Source organism: Saccharothrix sp. CB00851, assembly GCF_001905065.1.
Taxonomy (GTDB): Bacteria; Actinomycetota; Actinomycetes; order Mycobacteriales; family Pseudonocardiaceae; genus Actinosynnema.
The window spans coordinates 127,382-152,558 of the sequence record NZ_LWLC01000064.1; the positions used below are offsets into that span (position 1 = coordinate 127,382).

Consider the following 25,177-nt stretch of genomic DNA (forward strand, 5'->3'; position numbering starts at 1 on the left):
GTTTGGCTCGAACCGTGCCAAGGCCGTGAAGGCATCGCCGCGCTTGTCCGCAGGAAGGTGGGCGTCGTCCGCCAACTCTCGTAGTGCACGGAGCGCCTCCGGGTCAGGCTGCCCGTGGAGGTCCGTGACCAACTCGGCGTATGCCGCGCTTTGCGGCGCAGTCGGTATCCCGACTCAACTGTCCGGCTGCGTGTGACGTGACGTCGCCGCCCAGACGCGCCAGTTGGAGCAGCGAGTGCTTCCCGAACCAGGTGCGGGTGTGAGGGGTGGTGTCGGCGACGAAGTCGACTGCTTCTTCTACGCAGTGGGAATCGAGGCCGGCCAACAAGATGGCAGCTCTGATGCGAGTGTTCGGTTCGACCACCTGGTCCACCATGACGGCACGCACCAGCGATGCCGTCGACTCGTCGTGGTGACCGAGTTCGACCATTGCCCTCACCGCCGCGATGACGACCTCGGCGTCCTCGGTCGTACCGGTCACCCGCCGGATGTGATCCGCCAATCGAGCTCGCACCCGGGGGGCGGTTTCCGTGAAATAGCTCGCCGTCGACCAAAACCTGTCCGCCGTCCGTAGGTCGATGGTGAGCGCCAACAAGGGCTGGTGGAACCGGCGGTGCAGTCCCACGAGCTTCGCGCACGCATGCTGCCTGTTGGTCATCGACAGCCTCGTGTCGGCGATGACTCGCAACAGCTCGGCGGCAGCCCGGTCGACGTTCTCCGCGCTGATGTTCGGCTGATCGGAGAACGTTATCCGGTAGGCATCTTCGGTCGTTGTAGGTGTGAGCAGCCTGAGCTGTGCTGCTGCGGCGGCTTCCTCGTGCCGGGTGTCGAGGGACGCGAGCATCCGCCAAGCCCTGGAGGCGTCGTAGGGCCGCAGATTCTGCGTGAGGACGTCGAGCAGGTTCGCCACCACCTCGCCGTGGAATTCCGGTCCGAGGCGGCTCAACTCGCTCGCCGCGTCGTACCGCAGGGCCGGGTCGGTGTCCGGATCGGCGAGATCACGGCGTAATCGGCTGATCGCGGCAGTCCGGTGAGGTTCACCGAACTCGGCCAGCCTGCCAAGAGCACCTTCGCGCTCGTAGCCGGTCACCAACGGGTCGTCGGCGATGCGCAGCAAGTGCCGTGCCGCCTCGTCGTGGTAGACCGGGCCGAGGTCGGCAAGGCTTCGAGCGGCCCAGTAGGCCGCGTTCTCGTCCGCCTGGTGATCCTCGAGTGTCCGGCGCAGATGCACGGCGGCTTCATCCGGGCCGCACGCGCCCAGATCGATCAACGCGGTGAAGACGCTGCGACGGTCGGCGTGCGTCAGGTGATGCTCCATCGACATCGCACGCAGGAGTTCCGCGGCGGTGGTGCGGTGCTCCGGGCCCAGTTCGGCGAGTGTCTGCGCCGCGGCGATACGTCGGAAGCGATAGAGCCGCCGTTGTCCGACCTGGTCCACGAGAGCGGCCGCGGCTTGCTCCAGGTGTTGGGCTCCCAGCGAGGCGAGGGCGATGGCGGCGTCCCTGCGTCCCGTCATCGAGTCGACCGGATCCCGCAACACCGCCAAGAACACCTCGGCGCACCTGGCGTGGAACTCGACGCCGATCTCCACCAGCCCGGTCGCGATCTCCACCAGGTCGCCGTTCGGCATGAGGGGATCGTCGAGGAAGTCCAGCAGGGCCTTCGTGGCGGCGTCGCGCCCTTCGGGGCTCAGGCTCGCGAGGACGACCGCGGCCGTGCGGCAGTCGGACATCTCGACATCGGGATCGGCCAGGACGGCGCGCAAGCCGCGCTCGGCCGCGTCACGTTCGGACGGCCCGCACTGCGACAGCGCCTCGGCCGAGGCGAGGCGATCGGTCACCGCGACACCGGTGTCGTCGGCGACCGCGCAGAGCAGGGTGACCGCTTCCGGTGCGTGGACCGTGCGGAGTCGGGTGGCCAGGGCGGTCGCCGCCTCGATCCGGGACCGCCACGGCGCGCGGTCGTCGCGCATCAGGTCGAGCAGCCACGAAACGAGCGTCGGGTGGTGGGCGGCCCGGCTCACGTGGCGCAGCACCTCCGCGCCCAGGTACTCCGCAGTCATCGCCCACGCACGGGTCGTGGCCAGGAAGTCGTCGACGACCTCGGTGCCCGCCGGGAGGTGCTGGGCGAGGAGCTTCGCCGCCAGGACGTGGTGGCTCGCGCCGCCCGCGTGCAGCCACCGCACCACGTGGTCGGCCTGGTCGCGGTGCAGGTGGGTGTAGTGCAGCAGCACGGCCCGTGCGTGCCGGCCTTGATCACCCTGCAAGGCGTTGTGCAGCAGGGACTTGAAGTCGTGGTGGTCGGCGGCGAAGCGGGCGGGCAGCTCGCGGGCGCCGGCTGTGGCGGCCAGGTGCTCGGCGAAGCTGTGGTGCAGGAAGCGGAGGTCGTCACCGCGCTGGACCAGCGGGCCGACCGCGGTGAGGAAGGTGGTCAGCTCTTCGGTCCACCCGACCCGCACGGGTAGGCGTTCGGAGACCCACGCGCGAGCAGCGGCCACGAGCGAGGTGTCGGTCCGGAGGCGGACGCGGCCCAGGTGCTGGAGCAGGTCGTCCCGCAGCCCGTCGAACGGGCCGGGCGCGGTCGGGTGGGCGGTGAGCAGGTAGCCCAGGTACGCCTCGTAGAGCTCGTACTGGTTGTCCGGCAGCGGTCGGTCGCCGAACTGCTCGAAGATGATCGCCGCGATGGTCGCGAGCAGGGGAACGCGGACGAGTTCGTCCAGGTGCACGGCCTGGAGCTGCCGGATGAACCGATCGGCATCGCCCGTGCCACCGTCGAACCAGTTGTCCGCGAAGCGGCGCAGCGCCTCCTCGTCGAACGGCTGCAACTCGTACCGGGCGGCCGACGCGCGTTGGAGCGGGGCGAGGATCGAGCCCTCGATCGGCCTGGTGGTCACCACGACGCGGTACGGCGAGCCCGGCGCCGCGCACTGCTCCAGCACGTGCAGCAGGCGGCTCTGGTCGGCGGGGTCGGCGACCTCGTCCAAGCCGTCGATCAGCAGGAGCCACCGGCAGTTGGCCACCCGCCGCGCCACCTGCGCGGGACTGACCTCGGACCACAGCAGCGAGCCGTAGTCGGCGCCGATGCTGTCCACCAGTGCCTTGGGGAACGGCAGGTCGAGACGGGTGGCGAGCTCCCGGGCCGTGAGCCGCAGGGGCACCACCGGTTCGGCCAGCGGCGCGGGGGTGTCGCCGCCGGACCACCGGGCGGCGATCTCACCTGCCAGGCGCAGCGAAAGGGTCGACTTGCCCTGCCCCGGGCCGCCGGTGACCAGCACGTGCTCGTCGTCGTCCAATGCCTGTTGCACCGTGCGGGCCGGCGGCCGGACGGCCAGCCGCGGTTTGGGGGCGGCCCGTTCCCGGAGCAGGCCGCGCTCGTCCAGTTCCGGTTCCGTGCGGTGCTGTTCGTCATGTGCTTCCTCGGTGCCGGAGCCGAGTTCCTGGCGGACGTACACCGTGTCCAGTGACGGCTTGCGCGCGCCGGGCAACTGGTACGGAAGCTCGCGGGCCGCGACCTCCTGCGCACGCAGCAGCGACCGCACCTCGACGGGCAGGACGGGCAACGACGACCAGTCGTCGGGGACCTCCTGCCGGCTCGACCGCTCGGCCCTGCGCCGTTGCTCACGTCCCTCCCACGCGGCCTTCCACAGCTGCACAGCGCGTTCGTGTTCCATGGCCAGCGCGGTGATGAGCGCGTCCAAGACCTGTCGGCTCGGCAGGTAGCGGCCCCCGCACACCTCGGAGACCTTGGAACGGGACAGGCCGACGCGCTGCGCGACCCAGTCCTGGGTGACGCGGGCAGCGGCGCGGTGCCGCTCCACCTCGGCGGCGAAGGCTCGTTCCTGCGCAGACGGCTGCACTCGTCACTCCTCGGCGTGTCCCCTGCGACGTCCCGGAAAGGTCCCTCTGCTACCGGGACGTCCACCGGCCGTCCCACGCTAGCGGCAACGGAGATCACCGGACGGGTGGAAAGGGGACGACATGACGAACGAGCTGTCGATCACCGCAATCATGTGGTTCACCGTGTGCGCTGTCCTGTCAGCGCAGGCAGTCCTGCTCGTCATGCTGTGCCGCGCCCTCCGCACGGCCCCGCCACCGGTCACCGTCAACGTTGTGGCCGGGAGCGCGGAAGACATCGTGCAGGCGGGCAGCATCGGAACGGGGTAGCCACGCCGACACCGTTGCCACCGCGTCCACGTCACCCGAACGGGCGGTGGCTGGTGGGTTCCGGGTCACCCGTGACGGGGTCCGGCGGTGTCGACCCCGTCACGGGCGCAGCACCGTCAGGTGATCCGGTAGGCGTGGATCACCGTCTGGCGGGTCGTGTTGCCCTTGCTGTCGGTCGCGCTCACCCGGAAGGACGCCCACGTGCCGGCCGGACCCGAGCGGACCAGGGCGGTGTGGTGCACGACCGGGACCTTGGTCCACGTGGTGCCGTCGTCGAACGACACCTCGACCTCGACCCGACCCACCCGACCGTTGTCCGCACCCTGCTGCTGTTCCACCACCAGCGGTACGGGGAGGACGCGGCCGGCGGGGGCCGCGCCGTTGTCGTCCAGTTCGGGCGTGAACCGGACGACGGTCAGCGGCAGCGGTCGGGCTTGGTCGGTGGTGTCCGAGCGGAACGTCCAGGTGCCGCTCACCGACGTGCTGAACGGTGACACGTCGGCGGAGCGGACGCCCTCCACCTCCAGCCGGTACTCGGCCGGGCCCGCGGGCACGGTGAACCTGCCGACACCGGCCATCGCGGTCTCACCGACCGGCACACCGTCGCGGAACAACGCCGTGCGCGCCTTCTCGACCACCGAGTCGCCCAGGTTGCCCGCGCGGTCCCCGAACAGCCACAGGTCGGCGGTGATCTCGTCACCCCGCCGGTACAGCGACGTCGGCCCGGACAGCCCGAACACCGGCTGGTTGAACGACTCCGAGTACCGCCGACCGGCCCGGTACGCCTCCGGCGACGCCGACTGCAGGACCGCCTCGCTGCCCCGCGCCCCGTCCTGGAGAAACAGCCAGTCCCACCGCACGCCCCCGGTCGTCACGTAGTCGATCGTGGTACCGCCCGCGGGCACGGGCAGCATTTCGGCGATGCCGCTCAGCCCCGAGGGCAGGACCGGGATCCCGGTGTGCACGTACTGCTTCCCCGGCAGACCCGCCCCGAACTTCGTCCGCACCTCGGCCAGCTCACCCCGACCGGGAGCGCGGACGAGACCGGTGGGCGCCCGCCCCTGCTCCAACCAAGCCAACCGGTACGTCACCGGCATCGAGCCGACCGGCGTGCCCCGGAACTCGGCACCGGTCAGCACGGCCACCTCGTCGGCGGGCAGCTCCGGACCCACGTGGCCGAGCGCCATCCCCGGCGGGAAGCCGGTCGGGTAGACGCCGCCCACGGCGTCGGACACGCCCTCGTACACCCGGTTGACCACGACGGCCGCCAACCCGGCGGTGGCGTCTGCTTCCGGCGGCGTGATCCGCACCGGTCTCGCCGTGCGGGCGTCGAACGTGACCGTGGTGTCGCCCCGGACCGCCAAGCCGGGCTGGACCAGGACGGTGTTCTCGCCACCCGTCGGGAACATGTCGGTCAGCGCGTAGTAGTCGCCCTTCGGCAGCCGCACGGTCACCGTGCCGTCGGCGTCGGTGAGGTACCTGGACCGGGAGTTGGAGAGCCCGAACACGAGCGTGAGGAAATCGCCCTCGGGCTTGCCCGCCCGGTCGACGTGCTCGAACGTGACGTCGTAGCTCTCGACCTCGCGGTTCAGGCCCACCGGCCACGATCGCCGACTCGGAGCACCCGTCGCTCGCGCCGCAGACCTTGGCGTCGAGCAGCCGCGCGTCCGGTGCGACCCCGCGGTACGGCGTGCCGTGGCCGGCGATGGTCGCGGCGACGTGCGTGCCGTGGCCGATCAGGTCGGTGGCGTCCGGGTCGGCGGTGAAGTTGCGCTCGGCGATCTCCCGACCGGCCAGGTCCGGGTGGTCGCCGTCCACCCCGGTGTCGACCACGGCGACCGTCACCCCGGCACCGGTGTACCCGGCGGCCCAGGCGGTGGGCGCGCCGATCTGGGCGGTGCTGCGGTCCAGGGTCGGCCGGCGCACGCCGTCCAGCCACACCTTGGCCACGCCGGGATCGGCCAGCAGCGCCGACCAGCCCGCCGACGCGGTCGCCTTGGGCGTCACGGCGGCGACGGCCCGCACGGTCGGCAGGTCACGGGTGACGTGCAAGGTCGACACCTCGGGAGCCCGGTCGCCGGCGCGGGTGACGATGAGCGGCACGCTGTCGCGGCGGGCGTCGTCGTAACCGGCCTCGACCAGGCCCGTGACGTCGAACAGCCGCCCGTCCAGCCTGCCTCCGGCGAGGGCGCGGGCCGCGTCGCGCGGGACGACGTGCACGTGGCCGTCGCGCCGGAACGTCTGGAAGGTGACGCCCTCGCGCCCGGTGCCGGGGACGACCGAGGCGAGCCGGTCGCCGGCGATCACGACCCGGTCACCGGTGATCAGCGTGACCTCGTGCCGCCGGGTGTCGTGGTCCGCGCCACCGGCGGCCGGTGAGGCGGGTGACGCGGTGGCGGCGGGTAACGCGGTGGCCGTGGCGGCGAGGAGCACCACCACCGCCGCTATCCGTGATCGGTGTCTTGACACGAATACCTCCCGAATCGTTCGACGTGGAAAAGTCCGGCGTTCCCATACCGTTCGACGTGGAATTCGGCTTTTCCCGGATCGAGGTGTCGAACGCTAGGTGCAGGTGATTGTTCAGTGTCAGGATCCGTGCGTTGAACGGTGTTGTGTGGACAATGGCCCGGTCGAAGGGGGCAACGGTGCCGCGACGGGAAACACCACTGGCGTCCGACGAGACCGCGGTGCTGCGCTTCGCGGCCGGGCTGCGCCGATTGCGCGAGAAAGCGGGCCGACCGACCTACCGCGAATTGGGCAAACGGGCGAACTACTCGGCCGCGGCGCTGTCCGCGGCCACCGCCGGGCGCAAGCTGCCCAGCCTGGCGGTGACGTTGGCGTTCGTCCGCGCGTGCGGCGGCGACGTCGAGGAATGGCGTGCCCGGTGGTCCGAGATCGCCGTCGACGACATTCCGGAACCGAGACCGGGCGAAAGTCCCTATGTCGGGCTCGCCGGTTTCCGGACCTCCGACGCCGATCGGTTCTTCGGTCGCGAGGCGCTCACCGGGACCCTGGTCGACCTCGTTCGGCGGCGCCGGTTCACCGGTCTGTTCGGCGCGTCCGGCTCGGGCAAGTCGTCGCTGTTGCGGGCCGGGCTGGTGGCGCGCAGCGAGGACCCGGTCGTCATCATCACGCCCGGCCGCGACCCGCTGGAGGAGTGCGCGGTCGCGCTCGCCGGGCTGACCGACGAGTCGCCGGTGGCGGTGCGGGCCGACCTCGCGCAGTCGCACCGGAACCTGCACCTGTGGATCCGCCGCGCCATGGCCGACCGGGACCTCCTGCTGGTGGTGGACCAGTTCGAGGAGGTCTTCACCCAGTGCTCCGCGGCCGACCGGGAGTGGCTGGTGCGTGCGCTGGTGTTCGCCGCGGACGCCGACAACAGCCGCGTGCGGGTCGTGATCGGTGTCCGCGCCGACTTCTACGGCCACTGCGGCGGGCACCCGGAGCTGACCGCCGCGCTGCACGGCGGCCAGGTGCTGGTCGGCGCGATGACGGCCGACGAGCTGCGGCGGGCGATCACCGAACCCGCCGCCCGCGCGGGCGCCACCGTCGAGACCGCGCTGGTGGTCAGGCTGGTCGCCGACGTGACCGGTCGGGCCTCGGCGCTGCCGCTGGTGTCGCACGCGCTGGTCGAGACGTGGCGGCGTCGTCGCGGGATGACCCTGTCGCTGGCCGGGTACGAGCAGGCGGGCGGGGTGGAGCACGCCATCGCCCGCACCGCCGAGGAGGTGTTCGGCGGTCTGTCACCGGAAGGGCAGCGGGACGCCCGGTCGGTGCTGCTGCGGCTCATCGCGCTCGGCGAGGGCACCGAGGACACCCGGCGGCGGGTGCGCCGCCACGAACTGGACGTGGACCAGGCGCTGCTGGACCGGCTGGCCCAGGCACGGCTGATCACGCTGGACGACGACGCCGTGGAACTCACCCACGAGGCGGTGATCCAGGCCTGGCCGCGGTTGCGGGACTGGCTCGCGAGCGACCGGGAAGCCCTGCGACGGCACCGTGAGCTGGCCGACGCCACGGACACGTGGGAAGCGCACGACCGCGACCCCGACGCGCTGTACCGGGGTGCCCGGCTGGAACAGGCCCGCGGCCTGGACGAGCGGCTCACCGGCCGGGAACGCGCGTTCCTCGAAGCGTCGATCGCGGCCGAGGACTCCCGGCGTGCCGCGCAACGGCGCCGCACCCGCAGGCTCAAGCAGTACGTCGCGCTCCTGGTGGCCCTCGTGGTGGTGCTGGCGGGCACCGCGGCCTACGCCGGGGTCGCGGAGAACCGGGCGGCCGTCCAGCGCAACGGCGCGCTGTCGATGCGTGCCGCCGATGCCGCGCTGCGCCTGCTCCCGGACCGGCCCGCCGACGCCCTCCGGCTCGCGCTCGCCGCCTACCGGGTCTCGCCCACCGCCGAAGCGCTCAACGCGGTGCGGGTCGCGTGGGCCGCGACGAGCGCCGCGCCGCTGGCCACCCGACCGCTGTGGGACCGGTTGACGCCGGCGCCGGAAGGCGACATCGCGGTCTCCACGGCAGCCGACGCGCGGTCCGGCACGGTGTGGCGGATCGAGGGCGGCAAGGCCAGGCACCTGGCCGAGGTGCCCGCGTCGGGCCGGATCGGCAGGATCAGCCGCGACGGCAGGGTGTTCCTGCTGGAGGACGACCAGGGCTTCACCGGCCTGTGGCACCTCGCCGAACCCGACCAGCCGCGCCTGGTCGGCCGGCTCCGGCACGTGGACGTGCAGACGATGAGCCGCGACGGCACGGTGCTGGCGGGCGTCGGCAGGCGCGAGGTGCCGCAGCGCTTCGACGACCCCGGCAACGCGGTGCCCGACACCGGGGCGGCGACGCTGTGGCGGTGGGACGGCACTGGGCCGGTCACCGAGATCCCGTTGCCGGGCAAGCGGGCGGAGAGCGTCGAGCTGCGCGGCGACGCCCGGGTGGTGGTGACGGTCGGCTACGGCTCGGACTACGTGGAGCGGCACGTGGTGCTGTGGCACCTCGACCCGACCGGTCGGGCGACACCGGCCGGACCCCTGCTGATCGTGGAGGGCAAGGCGCACGCGGTGTTCAGCCCGGGCGGGAGGTTCCTCGCCGTGGTGAACGAGACCACCAAGGAGGTCGAGGTGTTCGACGTGACCGACCCGTCGGCGCCCCGGCACTGGGCGCTGCTGACGGACCTGGCGCTGTCCACGCCGGTGGTGGAGTTCGCCGCGGACGACCGCGCGCTGGTGATCGGCGGCCGGCCGGGCGTCGTGCAGGTGTGGGACATCGGCACCGCGGGCGATCCGCGGCCGGTGGCGTCGGTCGAGGGCCTGCCCGTCGCCGCGGACCACACCCGCTACCGGCCCGACGCCCGTGAGCTGACCCTCGCCGACCCCGCGGGCAGCCAGTGGCGGCTCGACCTCGACGACGAACGCCTGCTGCGCGACGTCTGCGCGTGGCCGTGGGCGAACGACGACTCGGTCGCCTGGGCCCGGTACTTCCCGGGCGTCGGCGAGCAGCGCCTGTGCCCGTGACCGAACCCCGCGAGACGCCGCTCGCGGGGCTCGGCCACGGTCGCCGATCAGTACACGAAGCACTCCGTGCTGCTGCCCGTGAAGCCCGCCGCGCGCACGTCAGCCCCGGCGAGCCAACCGGCGAACCGGCGCTCCACCTCGGCGCGCTCGGCGGCGTTCGGCAGGTCGTTGCGGCACGAGATCGGCGCGCTGGAACCGGACATCAGGTCGGCGCACAGGCCGGTCCGCCGGTCCGGCAGGCCGAGGATGTGCCCGATCTCGTGGGTCGAGATCCGGGGCCGGTAGTAGCCCTGCTGCACGGCCTGGCGTCCCATGTAGACGGTGCCGTTGCCGAGCGAGCTCACGTAGGCCCTGGGCCAGCCGTTGTCCGCCAGGATGCGGATGTTGACGCCGGAGGTGGAGGTCCGGCGGGCCAGCTTGACGTTGGACACCGAGTTGTTCCAGTTCGTCGCGGCGCGGTCCCAGTCCGCCACGAACTCCTGGGCCTGGCTCACGTCGTAGTACAGCGTGCGCACCAGGGCCTGCGGCTGCGCCGACGCGCTGGGTGCGGCCACCGCGACCAGCGGCAGCAGCAGGCCGAGCACGCCGACGAGGACGCCGACTGCCTTTCGTACGAGCATGGTGGTCTCCTTGGGTACAGGGAAGCGGGAGCCGCGTGACAGGGGAGGCTCCGCCTCACCCAACGAACCAGCCGTAGCCGGTTGTCACCAGCGCCATACGTAGGGTTGTCGGGGCGGGCCGCGGTGCCACATTGCGCCGAACAGTCGCCGCGACGGGCACCGCGTCACCAGTAGCCTCGGCCCACATTCACCGCCGAACCCTGCCCCCACGTCCGGGGGGACGTAGCGACACCGGCAGGGTGGCGACGAGGGGGGAACGGGTCATGTCCGTTGACGATGCCGCGCGCCCACGCGCGGTCCGCGAACGCGCGCTGAGAACCGTGGTGGCGGCCGTGCTGGTCGCTGCCACCGCGTTGGGCGGCACGCCCGCGTTGGCGCAGGAGACCACCGCCGAACCACCACCGGAGACCACCACCACCGCACCTGCCGACGTCACGCCGTCGGACACCCCGGTCGAGACGACGACCACCACCACGAGTCCCGAAACCCAGCCCGTGAGCCCGCCGACGGCCGACCGGCCCGCCGCCCCGACCGGGGAACACCGCGCAGCCGGAGCCGAGCCCGAAGCCGAGTCCGCGGCAGAGGCCGATCTGAGGATCACCGCGTCGTTCGACCGCGCCGAGTACCCGCCGGAGACCGACCTCCCGATCAGGGTCACCGTCGACAACGTCGGCGACGACGTCGCCACCGAGGTGGAGTTCGTCGTCTTCGACGGCAACGTGTGGCTCAGGGACGGCTGGGACCAGATCTCGGGCCGCTTCACGCTGGTCCCCGGCGAGCGGATGGTGGTCGACCTGGTGGCACGGCCGCTGGACCACCTCGCCGACCACGCGCAGTTCACCATCCGGGTGTTCCGGGCGGAGGGCACGATCCCCGACCCGACGCCGGCCGACAACCAGGCCACCGCGCGGGCGGTCGTCGCGCAGAAGCGGGGCGCGGTGTCCGCCGTCGTCTACACCGACGGGAACGGCAACGGTCGTGCCGACGCCGGTGAAGGCGTGCCGGGCCTGCACTTCTCCGCCTACGGTGGCGCGCCGGTCACCTCGCTGACCGCGGTGACCGACGGGGGAGGTCGCCTCGCCTTCACCGACGTGCCGACCGGCCGGTACCGGCTGTACCTGCCGGACGACGACGTCGTGGTCAAGCCGGGTTTCGGCGAGTTCACCGTCGAGGAGGGCGCCACCGCGGACCTGGCGATCCCCACCGCCACACCGGTGTCCGACGTGCTCACCGCCCGCCTCGAACTGGACCGGGACACCTACGGGCGCGACTACCAGGTCAACGTCAGGATCACCCTGGCCAACTCCGGGACCGTGCCGCTGACCGGCGTGGTCGCGGTCTGCAACCACGCGGGTGAGCCCCACGTCCTCGACGGCACCGGTCCCGGCTGGGCGCCGCTCGCGGTCGGCGGCCCCGGCACCACCGTCGGCGCGGGCGAGACGAAAGTCCTGGTCGTGACCGACGTCGTGCCGCAGCGCGCCTACGAACGCGGCTTCCTCTTCGCCGAGTGCAACTTCGGCAACCACGGCACGCACGAGGACGGCTACGTCGGCTCGTCCGACTCGGCGCGCGTCGTCGGCGCCCGCGGTGACGCCACCGGCCTGCTGCGCTACTACTCCGGTCAGGGACCGGAGACCCCGCTCGCCGGGGTCCGGCTGCTCGCGCTCGACCGGTTCGGCGTCCCGGTCGCCGAGGCGGTGTCCGGCGACGACGGCGAGTGGCGGTTCGTCAACCTGCCGGTGGGCGACTACGACGTGCTGGTGCTCGGCCCGTACCGCGATCGCTACGGCAGCGACACCTACACCATCGGGGTCGACGCGGGCGGGACGTCGCGCTCCATCTTCTCGGTGGTGGACGGCCCGGTCGTGGTGCCGCCGCGGCTCGCACCGAACGTGAAGGTGACCGCGTCGTTCGGCAAGCCGTCCTACGACATCAACGAGCAGGTGACGGCGACGGTGAAGGTGGTCAACGCCGGCACCGCGAGGACGTTCGCGCGGTTCGTGCCCGAGTCGTCGGCGGACGGGTTCCACTACGACCACGACCAGTGGGGCGACCTGCGGCCGTGGCTGGGCGCGTACCTCGAACCCGGTGACGAGCGCACCGTCACCCTGGTCGGCGACGTGGCCTTCGTGCGGGAAGGGGTGGCGTGGCTGAAGGGCCGGATCGAGGCCACCGACGAAGCCGACCCCGCCGACAACGTGCTCGGCTTGAGCGTCCCGGTGACCCACCGGACCGGCGACGTGGTGGCCGTCGTCTACGGCGACCGCGACCTCGACGGCGTGTTCGACCAGGGCGAGGCGTTGCCGGGCGTGGACATCACCTTCGAGGGCGGTCGGCCGCGGAAGTGGGTCGCGGGGGAGACCGGCGCCGACGGCACGTACCGGTTGGACGACGCGCCCGCGGGCACCTACGTGGTGATCACCACGGACGAGCACACCGGGTGGGTGAGCCAGGGACAGTCCGAACTGGTCGTCACGGGCGATCAGGAGACCACCGCGTACTTCCGCATGGAACGCCCGTTGTCGGACCGGCTGCACGCGACCCTGGCGTTCGACCGCGACACCTACGGTGTGGGTGACCCGGTGGACATCACGATCACGCTGGCCAACTCGGGTGACGCCCCGATCCTGGCCAGGGCGTTCTGCGGCAGCGCCGAACTGCCCGCGCCCGACTACGGCGCCGCGTGGGGCCCGTTCGCCCCGGACGGCAGCGGCGTCGTGGTCGCGCCCGGCGGGACCCGGGCGTTCACCGTCCGGGAGACCGTGCCCGGGTGGGCGGGCGACTACGGCTTGTTCGGCGCCTGGTGCGACTTCGGCCCGGAGCACGCCAACGGCCTCGCGCACGGCTCCGACCTGGCGCGCGTGCCGGGAGCGGTGTGGACGGTGTCCGGTCGGGCGCTCAACGGCACCGGTCCCGAACCGCGCGGCATCCCGGGCGTGAAGCTGGTGCTGCTCGACTTCATCACCGGGCAACCGGTGGCGCGCACGGTGACCGGCGCCGACGGCGGGTTCACCTTCACCGATCTCCCGGTCGGGTACTACACGCCGGTGCTGGTCGGGCCGTGGAAATTCAACACGAACTGGGGTCCGTACGCGTATTTCAAGGTGGTCCGCGGTGGGGCGGACGTGGTCGACATCCACTTCGACCCCGGTCCCGAGGTGCCCGACCCGGACGTGCCGCCGACCGGTGAGCCCATCCCGGGTCAGCCGGCGGCGGGGGGTGGCCCGAGTGGCGGCGGCCTGGCCGACACGGGCGCGAGCGTGCTCTGGTTGAGCCTGCTGGGTCTGCTCGCCGTGGCGCTCGGTGCGGGCACCCGGACCGCGGGACGCCGCCGGACCGCGTGACGACAGGAAGGCCCGGGGTTCCGCCTCGGGCCTTCTTCGCGCTCACGCGAATAGTTGACTCTGACTAGCTGCTCGTGGATAGTCAGAGTTGACTAGGAGGTGGCGGTGAGATCCAAGCGGAAGGTCGGCAACCTGCTCGGGTTGGCGGTGCTCGGCTACCTCGTCCGGGAGCCCATGCACCCCTACGAGCTGAGCCGGCTCATGCGTGCGCACGGGGACGACCGCAGCATCAAGTTCACCCACGGCTCGCTCTACATGGTGTTCGGGCAGCTCGCCAAGGCCGGGTTCATCGTCGAGCAGGGGACGTCCCGCGAGGGCCAGCGGCCGGAGCGGACCGTCTACGCGTTGACCGACGCCGGGCGGGCGGAGCTCAAGGACTGGATGCGCGAGCTGGTCGCCGAACCCGCGCACGAGTACCCGCGGTTCGTCGCGGCCCTGTCCATGATCGCCGCACTGCACCCCGACGAGGTCGTCACGCTCCTGCGCGACCGGCTGGACGGGCTGCGCCGGCAGGTGGAGGAGGCCGAGGCGGTCATCGCGGGCGCCGACGCGCACCCGCTGTTCCTGGTCGAGGAGGAGTACCGGATCGCCCTGCTGAACGCCGAGGTGGCGTTCGTCCGGCGCTTCCTGGAGCGCATCGAGGACTGGCGCCCGCTGTGGGCGGGCTTCCACGAGGGGGAACGATGAGAGCGACCGTGATCGGCGGCGGCATCGGCGGTCCGGTGGCCGCCATGGCGCTGCGCAAGGCCGGGATCGAGGCGACCGTGCACGAGCGGTACGACCGCACGGCCGACGGCTCCGGCGGTGCGCTGAGCATCGCGCCCAACGGGTTGCAGGCGTTGGAGGTCGTGGGGCTGGCCGACGCGGTGCGCGCGATCGGCACGCCGATGACCGCGATGGAGCTGCAGAGCTGGACCGGCAAGACGCTCGGCCGGTTCGGCAGCGAGCCGCCGCAGCTGCTGGTGTGGCGTTCGGACCTGTACCGCGTGCTGCGCGAGGAAGCCGTCCGGCGCGGCATCACCGTCGAGCACGGCAAGGAACTCGTCGCCGCCGTCGACCACGGCCCGCACGTCACCGCGCGCTTCGCCGACGGGTCCGAAGTGGACTCCGACCTGCTCGTCGGCGCGGACGGCATCCGGTCGACCGTGCGCCGGATCATCGACCCGGACGCGCCGGGCCCCCGGTACGCCGGTCTGCTCGGCTTCGGCGCCCGGCTGGCGCGCACCGGTGCGCCGCCGACCGGCGGCGCGATGCGGCTCGTCTTCGGTGAGCGCGCGTTCTTCGGCTACCAGGTCCACGACGACGGCTCGGGCGGCTGGTTCGCCAACCTGCCCCGCAGGACACCGCTGAGCACGACCGAAGCCCGTGCCACCGCCCCGTCCCGCTGGCTCGCCGTGCTGGGCGAGGCCTTCGCCGCCGACCGCACGCCCGCCGCGATGATGATCGCCGCCACCGACCCGGCCGACCTCGTGGTCACGGGCGCTCTGGAAGACGTGCCGAGCGTGCCGAAGTGGAGCCGCGGCCGGCTGGTGCTGGTCGGCGACGCCGCGCACGCCACGTCGCCGAGTTCGGGCCAAGGTGCCTCGCTCGCGTTCGAGAGCGCCGTCCAACTGGCCCGCTGCCTGCGCGATCTACCGCACGACCGGGCGTTGCGGACCTACGAGGCGCTGCGCCGAGACCGGGTCGAACGGATCATCGCGCAAGCCGCGAGGACCAACCGCGACAAAGCCGCCGGTCCCATCGGCCGCCTGCTGCGCGACACCCTGCTCCCCCTGGCGTTCAAGTTCACCGACCCGACGAAGTTCACCTGGCAGTTCGACCACCGGATCGAGTGGGACGACACCCTCACCCGCGCGTAGTGCCGCGGGTGACCTGATCGGTGCGTGGAGGGGTGGCTTCGGCCGCGAACCGGGTCGTCTCCCGCAGGACCGCCCAGGCGTCCGCCACCGGGCCCACGTGACCGAGCTTGTCGGGGTTGATCACGGTGCGGATCGTCTGCACCTGCCCGTCGACGATGTCCAGCGACCAGGTGCCCACGACCTTGCCGTCGCGGTCGCGCAGCACCGCGCCCGGCTCGCCGTTCACCGGGCGCGGTTCCACCAGGCCGCCGACGCGGAGGAACGGTGGCACGAGGGCGGCGAGCAGTCGGGCCACGTTCTCCGCGCCGGCGAAGTGGGTGGACCACTGCGGGGCCTTGCCGCCGCCGTCGCCGACCAGCCGCACGTCGGCGGCGAGCAGTGCGCGCAACCCGTCGACCTCGCCCTCCCGGAAGGCGTCGAAGAACCGCTCGGCGAGCTCCTCCCGCGCCCGCCTGTCGGCCTCGAACCGGGGCCGGCCGGCGTCCATGTGCCTGCGTGCCCGGACCGCGAGCTGGCGGCACGCCGCCTCCGAACGACCCACGGCCGCCGCGACCTCGCCGAACCCGAACCCGAACACCTCGCGCAGCACGAAGACCGCGCGTTCGAGCGGCGACAACCGTTCCAGCAGCAGGAGAGCCGCCATCGACAGCGAGTCGGCCAGCTCCGCCGACCGCTCCGGGTCCGAGTACGGGTCGGCGAGCAGCGGCTCGGGGAACCACGGCCCGACGTACTCCTCGCGCCGGACGCGGGCCGAGCGCAGCACGTCGATCGAGATCCGGGTGACCACGGCGGACAGGAACGACTTGGTCGACGTCGGCTCGGCCGGCGAGGTGTCGTACCGCAGCCAGGTCTCCTGCACCGCGTCCTCGGCCTCACCGACGCTGCCGAGGATGCGGTAGGCGATCGAGAACAGCAGCGGCCGCAGCCCTTCGAACTCCTCGGCCCGGGTCACCACGGCAGCGCGCCTTCCGCGGCGAAGAACCCGCCGGTCGCCCCGTCCGCGCCGAGCGTGGCCACGCTCACCACGACCGCGGCACCCTGCGCGACGGTGAGGAACCCGGTGTGGTTGTTGCTGTCGGTGTCGACGTAGCCGGGTGCGACCGCGTTGACCAGGATGCCGTCCCCGCGCAGCTCGTTGGCGTACTGCACGGTCAGCGCGTTCAACGCGGTCTTGGCCGGTGAGTACGCCGCCGACGGCAGCAGCCCGGCGAACGGCCCGTCCGGGGCGCCGATCAGCGTCAGCGACCCGGCGTGGCTGCTGACGTTGACGACGCGCCCCGCCGGTGACCGCCGCAGCAACGGCAACACCGCGTTGGTCACCGCGATCACGCCGAAGACGTTGGTCTCGAACACCCGGCGGACCATGTCCAGGTCGACCGCGCTCGGCACCTGGTCGTGGGCGTCCGCCGGCGAGACCTGCCCGGAGCCCGTGATGCCCGCGTTGTTGACCAGCACGTCCAGGTGGCCGAAGCGGTCCTCGACCAGCCGCGCGACCTCCCGGGCGGTGGCCTGGTCGGTGACGTCCAGGGTGACCGCGTGCACGTCACCGCCCAGCGCCCGCAACGCGGCGGCCGCCTCCTCACCGCGCCGCGGGTCCCGGGCGCCGACCAGGACCGTCATGCCCAGCGCGGCGAGCTGTTCGGCGACGCCACGCCCGATGCCCTTGTTCGCCCCGGTGACCAGCGCGACCTGCTTGCCCATGACCTTGTTCCCCACTGTCGGACGAGTCCTGACGGACACGAGACGAGACAGCCCCGGTCTGCTGTGACACGTGGGTGGCAAGACGTCGGGCGGACGCGTTCAGCGCCGCCGTGGCCCGGTGCTCATCGTGGCGGCGTCGCGGCTGTGGGAGACCCGGAAGCGGTGAGCAGGAACGCGGTTGACCACCAGTAGTCGTGCAGCCGGGTGACCCGGACCTCGGTGAACCCGGCCCGCTCCACCTGCTCCGCCCACCGCGCGGCGGGCTGCTCCCACGTCGCCCGGGTCGCGCCCGGCACCAGCTGCCCGGTCAGCACCGGCATCAGGAACCCCTGCGCCACGAGTTCCCGGTCCGCGTCGTACTCGGCCAGCCCGCGCTCGTAGGCCTCGGCCAGGAACCGGCGGTGCTCCGGGCTCGCGTGCGGCAGGTCCGGCACGTCGAACTCGACCACGGCGAGCACGCCCACGTGCCCCGCCAGGTCGGCCAGCACCCGGTCGCGCACCTCGTGCGGCAGCGTGTGCAGGGCGAACGTCGACTGGGCCACGTCGAACACCGCGCCCGCGGGCAGTCCCGCCGCGAACGGCTCCACCCGCGTGTGCCGGGCGTCGACGTCGTACCCGGCCAGGGCGCGCACCGCCGCGTCGAGCAGCGCGGTGGACGGCTCGACCAGCGTCACGGAAGCAGGCGCGTGCTCGGAGGCCAGCGCGGGCCGCAGCGCCCGCCCGTCACCGCAGCCGATGTCCAGCAGGCTCGCCGGCCGCGCCTCGGCGTAGACCCGCCCCAACGCCTCCGTGACCGCCCGGTAGAGCCCCACGTTGCCGCCGCCGTCGATGAACGCCTCGAACGCGGCGGGCTGGTCGTACACCGACCCGTCCCGCGCCGCCGCCAAGTGCTCGGCCAGCGCCGCCGCCAACGGCGTGCGCCCGTCCCGGACCGCGTCCCTGGCCCGGCCGATGTCGCCGTCCGCCAACGCCCGCAGAGCTTCGTCGATGTGGTTCGTCACCAGACGAGAATGCCAAACCCGGGACCCGCCGACGGCGTCACAGCGGGCTGCGCATCACGATCAGGTCGCCGTGGCCGCCGTACCCCAGCACGGGTTCGGCGTACTGCGTGCCGTCGAACGTGATCAGCCACCACTCGCGGCCGACCGGCAGCAGCATCGGGTGCGGGATGTTCGTGCCGTAGGGCGCGTCGAGCGTGCCGAGCTTGCGCATCGCCAGGTCGTACACCGGGTAGTTGCGCGCGTTGCCGTCGCTGGCGAACAGGTACCACTCGCGGCCGACCCGCTGCAGGATCGTGCCCTCGGTCTGGTCCACCGCGGTGTCCGCGCCGACCAGCCGGGTCTGCGTGTAGTCCGCGCCGGGTGCCGCGACGGCGAGCGCCGGGTGGAAGACGAACGCGGGCTGCTGCGCCTCGCTCTCCACGAACGCGAGGTGCCAGCGGTCGTCGACCCGGGTCAGCGCCGGGTCCCAGGAGCTGACGGCGGTCGGCAGCGGCAGCCGTTCGGTGCGCAGGACGTGCACGCCCCGCAGCACGTTCGCGGTGGTCGTGGTGTGCCGGATGTGCACGCCCCGGAACGCGAAGTCGCCCCACGAGCTCATCAGCACGATGAACCGGCCGGTGCGGTCGTCGTACACGACCTGCCCGGCGTGGTCGCCCAGCACCACGCCGTCGCGCTCGAAGAACAGCACGGCGACCTGCTCCAGCTCGGACGGGTCGGCCAGGTCGATCGTCCACACCGCCCAGTGCGCCTGTTGGAAGAAGCCCAGCCCGGCGTTGGTCATGGTCAGGTACAGCTTGCCGTCGCGGATGAACGGCCTGCCGTCGGCGTGCTGCACGACGTGCGGGTCCCGGACACCGGCCTGGCCGAAGTAGCCCGCTTGGACGCGACCGAGCCGCACGTCGCCGCCACGCCCGCCGTAGGCGTAGTCGAGGCCGCCCAGCACTGCGGGGACCCGCAGGTCGACGAGCGCGCGCACGCCGTCCCGCTCGGTCAGCACCGGCTGCCAGCCCGTGCCCGTGCCGGTGGTGTCGACCAGGACCGTGACCGCGTTCTCGTTGACCACCACGGCGAACCGGAACGCGCCGGTCACACGCACGTCGGCGGACTTGACCACGGTGGTCGCGCCGCCGGTGGTCACCTCGATCGTGGCCCGGCCGGCGGTCGCGTCGAGCGTGCCGAGCACGGACGTGGCGCCGCCCGCCAGGCCCGCCACCACCACGCCCTCGGCGCGCTGCACCTCGACCAGCACCGATCCGAACGGCGCACGGGGCCGGACACCGGTGCGGACGAGCGTGCCGGAGGTGGTCGACGGCGGGGTGATCGCGCTGTCGTACTGCACGAACCGAGGCGCGACCAGGTCGAACGGACGGTGCTTGTGCGTCACCGCGAAGTGCAGGTCGAACGGAGTCGTGGACGGTTGACCCATCGCGGGCACGTTACCGAACAGCGCCGAGAGCGCCCCGACCGCACCCGCCGCCCCGGCGTGGCGCAGCAGCGTGCGTCGATCCATGTCCCGTGCCGCCATCGGACCTCCTCGGACTCCTGCCGGTACTTGTCAACCATGTGTTACAGGCAGGTGTGACCAAGTGTCCAGGGGTGGTTCGGGTGTCAGGCGGTGCCGGTGCGGCGGGCTCAGGCGAGCAGGACCAGCTTGCCCCGCACGTGGCCCGCCGCGCTGACGCGGTGCGCCTCGGCGGCCTCGACCAGCGGGAACGTCTGGCCGACGACGGTGGTGAGCTCACCCTTCGCCGCGAGTTCCGCCAGGTCGGCCAGCCGTCGCGCGGACCGCTGCTGCGGACCTCCGGTGAACACCACGCCCAGCTCGGCGGCGGCGTTGTCGGCGATCGTCACGATGCGGTCCGTGCCGCCGCGCAGCTCGATCGACGCCGGGAGCGCGCCCTTGCCCGCCACGTCGAACACCGCGTCGACCCCCTCAGGCGCCAGCGCCCGCACCCGTTCCACCAAGCCCTCGCCGTACGTCGTGGGCGTGGCGCCGAGCGCGGCGACGTGCTCCTGGTTGGCCGGTCCCGCGGTGCCGATGACCCGCAGTCCCGCCGCCACGCCCAGTTGCACGGCCATCGTGCCCACACCGCCCGCCGCGCCGTGGACGAGCAGCGTCTCGTCCGGCCGCACGCCGAGCAGGCCGAACACGCGGTCGGTGGTCTCGACGGCCACCGGCAGCGTCACGGCGTGCTCCCACGACAGCCCGGCCGGCTTGGGCGCGACCGCGGTGGCCGGCGCGTACTCGGCGTACGCGCCGGTGTCCGACCAGCCCACCACCTCGTCGCCGACGGACCAGCCGGTCACGTCGGGGCCGAGCGCGTCGACCACGCCCGCGACCTCCGACCCCAGGACCGTCGGCAGCGGCGTGCGGAAGACGGCTTCCATGGCGCCCGAACGCACCTTCGCGTCGAACGGGTTCACCCCGACCGCCCGCACCCGCAGCCGCACCTGGCCCGGACCGGGCTCGGGCCGGTCGACCTCGGCCGGTCGCAGCTCCTCCGGCCCGCCGAACCGGCTCAGCACCACGGCTTTCATCACGACGTCCATTCTGCGCGTCCCCTTCTCCCCGGGTCGGACCAGGCCGACCGGACTACAGTCCGCCTCGATGACGGACAGCGGCGGTGCGCACGGGGAACTGGCCCGGTTGCGGGCGTCCCCGCCCGGGGAGCGGGCGGACGCGGCGCGCAACCGCGCCAAGATCCTCGACGTCGCGGCGCGGCTGTTCGCCCGGCACGGCGTCGCCGAGGTGTCGATGGACCGGATCGCCGCCGAGGCCGAGGTCGGTAAGGGCACGTTGTTCCGCCGGTTCGGCGACAAGGCGGGCCTGGCCTCGGCCCTGCTCGGCGCGCGGGAGGAGGAGCTGCAGGGCGCGATCCTGGCCGGACCGCCGCCGTTGGGGCCGGAGGCGCCGCCGGGGGAGCGGCTGATCGCCTTCACGACGGCCTACGCGCGGTTCCTGGAGGCGAACCTCGACCTGGTGCGGCTGTCGGAGACGGCGAGCCCCGGTGCCCGTTACCGGACCGGCGCGTACCGGTTCTGGCACCTGCACGTGCGCATCCTGCTGGCCGAGGCGCGGCCGGACCTCGACGCCGACTACTTCGCGCACGCGCTGCTCGCCCCGCTGGGCGCCGACCTGCGGCACGCGACCAAGGACGCGTTCTCCGCCGACCGCGTCGCCACCGACGTCGCCGCCCTGGCCTCGCTGGTGCTCACGGGCCAGATCGTGACGTGAGCCTCGGGTTTACTGAGTTCCGGCCCGATGTGGTGGCGGCCGACGTCGAGCAGCGGCGCAAGCAGGCGCACGAGGATGCGGCGAGCGCGGCCCAGAGCTTCTGAGCTCGAAGCTCGAAGCTTGAAGCTCGAAGCTCGAAAGGCTTTCAAGAGATCAAAAGCGTCCTCGCCGGACGGGCAGATCAGCAGGATGACATCCCCCGGTTCCGTCTCCGTCTTGTTCCGTTGGGAACTGCTGTCCCAGCGTGGTCCCGGACTCCGTGTCATCCCACCGACCTCCCTCCGGGTTACCACACGTGTCAAGGGCGGCGCGAGGTCCCAGTGAAGTGGCAGGCAAAGGTGGACGCGCCGCCCTTGACACGTGCGGTAAGGCTGCGCCAGGTCGGCGGGATGACACGAAGCCCTCCTACTGGGGAGAAGGACGTGCCCGTTGCACAGCGCGCGGGTGTCGCCGACGAGCGCGGGGACGAACGGCGCCGGGGCGGGTGCGTCCGCTCTTCACAAAGTAGGGGTTCGTGTCATCCCGCCGACCTGGCGTAGCCCTACCGCACGTGTCAAGGGGGCCTCGTGCAAGCGCTGCCCGACACTCCAACTTAGAGGCCCCCTTGACACGTGTGGTAGCCCGGAGGGAGGTCGGTGGGATGACACGCACCCCGGGACCACGCTGGGTCAGAAGTTCCCAACGCAACCAGACCTCGAACGGGACAGGGGGATGTCATCCTGCTGATCTGCCCGTCCGGCGAGGACGCTTTTGATCTCTTGAAAGCTTTTCAAGCCCTTGACCCGAAATCCGCGCACGGGTCGCCCACGGTCACCGGCACGGTCTCGGCGTGATCACCGGCACGGGGGTTCGTCGCCGGCGCGACGTGATCAGTCGGCGGCGAGCACCTTGGCCACCAGGCCCGGGAACCGGGTGTCCAGTTCGTCCAGCCGCAGCGTGTTCATCCGCTGCCGCCCCTCGTCCCACTGCCGGATGATCCCCGCCTGGCGCAGCGACCGGAAGTGGTGGCTCAGCGTACCGGGACCGGTACACGTGGGGCTCGGACGAGCACATCCCGCCGAGCGCGGTGCCGCCGCAGGACCGCGCGGTCACGAAGGCGTTCCGGGTGACGTTCGGCGGGCGGCACGACGGGCGCAGCTTCGCCGAGACCGACACGCCTGTGGGCAAGCCGATGGACTTCGGCGTCTACAGCCACTACGTCACCGGGCAGCTCACCCTCACCGAGGGGAGCACGACCCGCAGGTCGTGACCAGGGCCGGGTCCTCCGCGGCCGTCGTGCCGCGGGGGACGGTCACCGGGTGTCGTGCCCCTCGGGCAGCAGCTTGGCGACCAGCTCGCCCCGGCTGCGCACCTCGACCTTGCCGAACACCGACTTCAGGTGGTCCTGCACGGTGTGCGCGGAGATGGCGAGCCGGGCCGCGATGTCCGAAGTGGACCGTCCGGCGATGACCTCGTGGCACACCTCGCGCTCCCGGGCGGTGAGGCCGTAGGCGGCGAACAGCAGGCCGAGCAGGTCACCGCCGGACGCCCGTTCGACGGTCACCACCGTCTCGTGGTCGTCCTCCCCGATCAACCGGCCGGCCTGCAACAGCTCCCAGCCGCCGGACGCGTCGCGCACGCGGGCCCGGAACGTGCCGCACGCGGACGCCCGCGCGCCGGTCACCACGGCCCGCACCATCACCGCGAACCGGCCGGGCGCGATCGCGTCCAGCTCCTCCCGCCAGGCCCGGGCGGCGGCCGTGGCCGCCCGCGGCGCGCCGTCCGCACCGACCACCACGATCGCCAGGTCACCGCCCGCCCGGTGGTTGCCGCACCGCACCGCCACCCGCGTCGCGGCGGCCAGCGCGGGCGCGACGGAGGCGACGAACTCGGCCTCGCGGTCGGTGAACTCGCCGTGCCGCACGAGTCCCGCGGCGGCCCAGCACGTGCCGTCCACCCGGAACACCGCGCGCAGCTCGTGGTGCAGGCCGAGCGGTCGCCACACCTCGTTGAGCCAGCCTCCGCGCGCGTGCGGCCCGTCCGACAGCCGCGCGACCGGCTCCGGGCGGCGGGCCAGCTCGGCGAACGTGTTCGGCTCGGCGGCGCCGTACTCGCAGGTCGCCAGCACCGGCTCGTACTCGGCCGGGACGCGGTTCGGGCCGCTGGTCATCGTGCTGATCACGGCGGTGTCCGGGTCGAGCGACGCCCAGCACGTCAGGTCGGTCGGCACGACCCGCTCGACCACGTCGATCGCGGCCCGGTGCAGCTCGGCGACCCCGAGTCCCGCCGTCGCCAGCACCGCGATCTCCCGCCGCGCGCCGATCGCCCGACCTTCCCACATGCTCGGAGTATGCGCCCGTGCCGGCCGTGCCTCCATCCCACATTTCCGGGATGGAGGCAGGACTCGGGCCGCTCCTAGCGTCGAACCATGAAGACGTACCTGAGCACCGCCGGCGAGGGTTTCGAGCTGAACTCGCCGGACGCGAGGATCACCGTCAAGGTGGACGCCGCGCACACCGACGGCGCCTACGAGCTGTTCGAGGTGGACGCGCCGCGCGGACCCACCGTGCCGCCGCACGGCACGCCGTGGGCGACGGCCTACTACATGCTGCACGGCCGGATGGCGGTGCTGGTGGACGGCGAGGTCTACGACGTGGCGCCGGGCACGTCGATCACCATCCCGCCGGGCGCGCGGCACACGTTCACCGTGCACTCGCCGTCGGCGCGGTTCCTGGCGATCGGCCTGACCGACGCGATGGGCCGGTTCTTCCGCGACGTCGACCGGGCCGTGCCCGCCGGCACGCCGTCGGACGCGGCGGCGCCGTTGCTGCGCGACGTCGTCGGGCGGCACGGGATCACGCTGGGGGAGTGGCCGTCGTGAACGCCGTCGCGCAGGTCGCCGCGTCCGTGGCCGCCCTGATCCACATCGTCGTGTTCGTGTGGGAGACGCTGCTGTTCGAGCGGCCGGGCGTGCACTGGGGCGTGTTCAAGGTGCGGACCGAGGACGTCGAACCGGTCCGGCTGTGGTCGTTCAACGTGGGCCTGTACAACCTGTTCCTGGGTTCCGGGACGGTCATCGGCCTGATCGCGCTGAACACCGGCGACGACGCCGTGGGCCGCGCGCTGGTGTTCTACACGTGCGGGTTCATGGTCCTGGCCGGCATCGGCCTCGGCATCTCCGACCGGCTCGCGCTGAGCCGCCCCAAGGGCACCGGGGTCGGCGGCACGATCGCCCAGATCACACCGGCCCTCGTCGCGATCATCGCGCTCGCCCCGGCGTGACCGGGCACGATGACGGCGTGGACCTGGACATCCGCGCCGCCACCGCCGCCGACGACCCGGAACGGCTCTTCGACCTGCTGTGGGAGTTGGCCCCGGACGACGACCGCCCGCCACCGCCGCGACTGGCCGCCGCGTGGCGGGAGATCGTCGCGCAGCCGGGACGACGCGTGTTCCTGGCCGAGCGCGGGCCCGACCTGATCGGTGCGGTGGACACCGTCGTGGTGCCCAACCTGACCCGCGGCGCGCGGCCGTTCATGCTGGTGGAGAACGTGGTCGTGGCGGCGGCGCACCGGCGCGGGGGAGTGGCGTCGGCGTTGTTCGACACCGCTTTGGCGTGGGCCCGCGAGCGGGGCTGCTACAAGGTCCAGCTGCTGTCCAACAGCCGCCGTGACGACGCCCACCACTTCTACGAGAAGCACGGCTTCGCCGCCACGGCCAAGGGCTACCGCCGGTACCTCTGAGCCGCCGTACCGCACCGCCGACCCCGCG

At 72.6% G+C, this 25,177-nt stretch carries 20 protein-coding genes and 1 pseudogene; 11 read left to right on the forward strand and 10 right to left on the reverse strand.

Annotated elements, in window-relative coordinates:
- Positions 1-103 precede the first annotated feature (103 nt).
- Positions 104-3,856: an NACHT domain-containing protein gene (locus A6A25_RS39085; protein WP_073899158.1), complete on the reverse strand. Its 3,753-nt coding sequence runs from the start codon at positions 3,854-3,856 to the stop codon at positions 104-106.
- A 121-nt stretch (positions 3,857-3,977) separates the two neighbouring features.
- On the opposite strand from A6A25_RS39085, the gene A6A25_RS39090 reads away from it, so the two are divergent.
- Complete coding sequence (locus A6A25_RS39090; protein ID WP_073899160.1) at positions 3,978-4,163, forward strand: hypothetical protein; 186 nt, start codon at positions 3,978-3,980, stop codon at positions 4,161-4,163.
- A 116-nt stretch (positions 4,164-4,279) separates the two neighbouring features.
- Here the strand turns inward: A6A25_RS39090 and A6A25_RS46130 are convergent, their stop codons facing one another.
- Positions 4,280-5,761 carry a hypothetical protein gene (locus A6A25_RS46130; protein ID WP_073899162.1) on the reverse strand — a complete coding sequence of 494 codons (1,482 nt, stop codon included), beginning with the start codon at positions 5,759-5,761 and terminating at the stop codon, positions 4,280-4,282.
- 76 nt (positions 5,762-5,837) lie between these two features.
- Positions 5,838-6,383: pseudogene (locus A6A25_RS47040) on the reverse strand (S8 family serine peptidase); the annotation flags it as partial.
- Here A6A25_RS47040 and A6A25_RS45125 point away from each other — a divergent pair.
- Together A6A25_RS45125 and A6A25_RS39105 are read left to right on the forward strand one after the other, a co-directional pair.
- A complete protein-coding gene (locus A6A25_RS45125) occupies positions 6,384-6,542 on the forward strand; it encodes a hypothetical protein (protein WP_198933038.1) in 159 nt (52 codons plus the stop codon).
- A 266-nt stretch (positions 6,543-6,808) separates the two neighbouring features.
- Positions 6,809-9,667 (forward strand): ATP-binding cassette domain-containing protein, encoded by a 2,859-nt coding sequence (locus A6A25_RS39105; RefSeq protein ID WP_073899164.1) that lies wholly within the window; start codon positions 6,809-6,811, stop codon positions 9,665-9,667.
- Between the two features lie 47 nt (positions 9,668-9,714).
- On the opposite strand, the gene A6A25_RS39110 is transcribed toward A6A25_RS39105, so the two are convergent.
- Positions 9,715-10,287 carry a snapalysin family zinc-dependent metalloprotease gene (locus tag A6A25_RS39110; RefSeq protein WP_073899166.1) on the reverse strand — a complete coding sequence of 191 codons (573 nt, stop codon included), beginning with the start codon at positions 10,285-10,287 and terminating at the stop codon, positions 9,715-9,717.
- Positions 10,288-10,550: 263 nt separating this feature from the next.
- Here A6A25_RS39110 and A6A25_RS39115 point away from each other — a divergent pair, with 263 nt between their 5' ends.
- From A6A25_RS39115 to A6A25_RS39125, 3 genes are all read left to right on the forward strand, one after another.
- The gene (locus A6A25_RS39115; protein ID WP_073899168.1) at positions 10,551-13,631 is read left to right on the forward strand and encodes a hypothetical protein; all 3,081 of its coding nucleotides are present in this window, start codon (positions 10,551-10,553) and stop codon (positions 13,629-13,631) included.
- 105 nt (positions 13,632-13,736) lie between these two features.
- Complete coding sequence (locus A6A25_RS39120; protein WP_073899372.1) at positions 13,737-14,318, forward strand: PadR family transcriptional regulator; 582 nt, start codon at positions 13,737-13,739, stop codon at positions 14,316-14,318.
- Positions 14,315-15,490: an FAD-dependent oxidoreductase gene (locus tag A6A25_RS39125; protein ID WP_073899170.1), complete on the forward strand. Its 1,176-nt coding sequence runs from the start codon at positions 14,315-14,317 to the stop codon at positions 15,488-15,490. Before A6A25_RS39120 ends, A6A25_RS39125 begins: the two co-directional genes overlap by 4 nt.
- Here the strand turns inward: A6A25_RS39125 and A6A25_RS39130 are convergent.
- The 5 genes from A6A25_RS39130 to A6A25_RS39150 form a co-directional block, all read right to left on the reverse strand.
- Complete coding sequence (locus A6A25_RS39130; protein WP_241829157.1) at positions 15,477-16,445, reverse strand: RNA polymerase sigma-70 factor; 969 nt, start codon at positions 16,443-16,445, stop codon at positions 15,477-15,479. The genes A6A25_RS39125 and A6A25_RS39130 overlap by 14 nt on opposite strands.
- On the reverse strand, positions 16,439-17,191 hold the full coding sequence (locus tag A6A25_RS39135) for an SDR family NAD(P)-dependent oxidoreductase (RefSeq protein WP_143193717.1): 753 nt from the start codon (positions 17,189-17,191) through the stop codon (positions 16,439-16,441). The genes A6A25_RS39130 and A6A25_RS39135 overlap by 7 nt, the downstream gene beginning before the upstream one ends.
- Before the next feature lie 122 nt (positions 17,192-17,313).
- Positions 17,314-18,192, reverse strand: a complete 879-nt coding sequence (locus tag A6A25_RS39140) for a class I SAM-dependent methyltransferase (RefSeq protein ID WP_143193704.1) — start codon at positions 18,190-18,192, stop codon at positions 17,314-17,316.
- Positions 18,193-18,229: 37 nt separating this feature from the next.
- A complete protein-coding gene (locus tag A6A25_RS39145) occupies positions 18,230-19,717 on the reverse strand; it encodes a hypothetical protein (RefSeq protein WP_073899176.1) in 1,488 nt (495 codons plus the stop codon).
- Between the two features lie 107 nt (positions 19,718-19,824).
- Positions 19,825-20,730, reverse strand: a complete 906-nt coding sequence (locus tag A6A25_RS39150; RefSeq protein ID WP_073899376.1) for an NADP-dependent oxidoreductase — start codon at positions 20,728-20,730, stop codon at positions 19,825-19,827.
- Between the two features lie 70 nt (positions 20,731-20,800).
- Between A6A25_RS39150 and A6A25_RS39155 the strand changes: the two genes are divergently transcribed.
- The gene (locus tag A6A25_RS39155) at positions 20,801-21,427 is read left to right on the forward strand and encodes a TetR/AcrR family transcriptional regulator (RefSeq protein ID WP_073899178.1); all 627 of its coding nucleotides are present in this window, start codon (positions 20,801-20,803) and stop codon (positions 21,425-21,427) included.
- Positions 21,428-22,493: 1,066 nt separating this feature from the next.
- Positions 22,494-22,676, forward strand: coding sequence for a hypothetical protein (locus tag A6A25_RS39165; RefSeq protein WP_073899180.1), 183 nt, complete (start codon positions 22,494-22,496; stop codon positions 22,674-22,676).
- A gap of 42 nt (positions 22,677-22,718) precedes the next feature.
- On the opposite strand, the gene A6A25_RS39170 is transcribed toward A6A25_RS39165, so the two are convergent.
- Entirely contained in the window at positions 22,719-23,747 is a 1,029-nt protein-coding gene (locus A6A25_RS39170; RefSeq protein ID WP_073899182.1) for a helix-turn-helix transcriptional regulator, read from the reverse strand.
- An 87-nt stretch (positions 23,748-23,834) separates the two neighbouring features.
- On the opposite strand from A6A25_RS39170, the gene A6A25_RS39175 reads away from it, so the two are divergent.
- The 3 genes from A6A25_RS39175 to A6A25_RS39185 are packed head-to-tail and all read left to right on the forward strand — an operon-like array spanning position 23,835 to position 25,149.
- The gene (locus A6A25_RS39175) at positions 23,835-24,287 is read left to right on the forward strand and encodes a cupin domain-containing protein (protein WP_073899184.1); all 453 of its coding nucleotides are present in this window, start codon (positions 23,835-23,837) and stop codon (positions 24,285-24,287) included.
- Positions 24,275-24,688: a DUF1304 domain-containing protein gene (locus tag A6A25_RS39180; RefSeq protein WP_241829159.1), complete on the forward strand. Its 414-nt coding sequence runs from the start codon at positions 24,275-24,277 to the stop codon at positions 24,686-24,688. The genes A6A25_RS39175 and A6A25_RS39180 overlap by 13 nt, the downstream gene beginning before the upstream one ends.
- Positions 24,689-24,705: 17 nt before the next feature.
- A complete protein-coding gene (locus A6A25_RS39185) occupies positions 24,706-25,149 on the forward strand; it encodes a GNAT family N-acetyltransferase (protein WP_073899380.1) in 444 nt (147 codons plus the stop codon).
- Positions 25,150-25,177 lie beyond the last annotated feature (28 nt).

What these genes read in the sequence shown, in the direction of transcription:
- A6A25_RS39155 (WP_073899178.1), top strand. Translation starts at nt 20,801, where the DNA reads ATGACGGACAGCGGCGGTGCGCACGGGGAACTGGCCCGGTTGCGGGCG.
- A6A25_RS39170 (WP_073899182.1), bottom strand. Translation starts at nt 23,747, where the DNA reads ATGTGGGAAGGTCGGGCGATCGGCGCGCGGCGGGAGATCGCGGTGCTG.
- A6A25_RS39125 (WP_073899170.1), top strand. Translation starts at nt 14,315, where the DNA reads ATGAGAGCGACCGTGATCGGCGGCGGCATCGGCGGTCCGGTGGCCGCC.
- A6A25_RS39175 (WP_073899184.1), top strand. Translation starts at nt 23,835, where the DNA reads ATGAAGACGTACCTGAGCACCGCCGGCGAGGGTTTCGAGCTGAACTCG.
- A6A25_RS39145 (WP_073899176.1), bottom strand. Translation starts at nt 19,717, where the DNA reads ATGGCGGCACGGGACATGGATCGACGCACGCTGCTGCGCCACGCCGGG.
- A6A25_RS39110 (WP_073899166.1), bottom strand. Translation starts at nt 10,287, where the DNA reads ATGCTCGTACGAAAGGCAGTCGGCGTCCTCGTCGGCGTGCTCGGCCTG.
- A6A25_RS39090 (WP_073899160.1), top strand. Translation starts at nt 3,978, where the DNA reads ATGACGAACGAGCTGTCGATCACCGCAATCATGTGGTTCACCGTGTGC.
- A6A25_RS39150 (WP_073899376.1), bottom strand. Translation starts at nt 20,730, where the DNA reads ATGAAAGCCGTGGTGCTGAGCCGGTTCGGCGGGCCGGAGGAGCTGCGA.
- A6A25_RS39115 (WP_073899168.1), top strand. Translation starts at nt 10,551, where the DNA reads ATGTCCGTTGACGATGCCGCGCGCCCACGCGCGGTCCGCGAACGCGCG.
- A6A25_RS39135 (WP_143193717.1), bottom strand. Translation starts at nt 17,191, where the DNA reads ATGGGCAAGCAGGTCGCGCTGGTCACCGGGGCGAACAAGGGCATCGGG.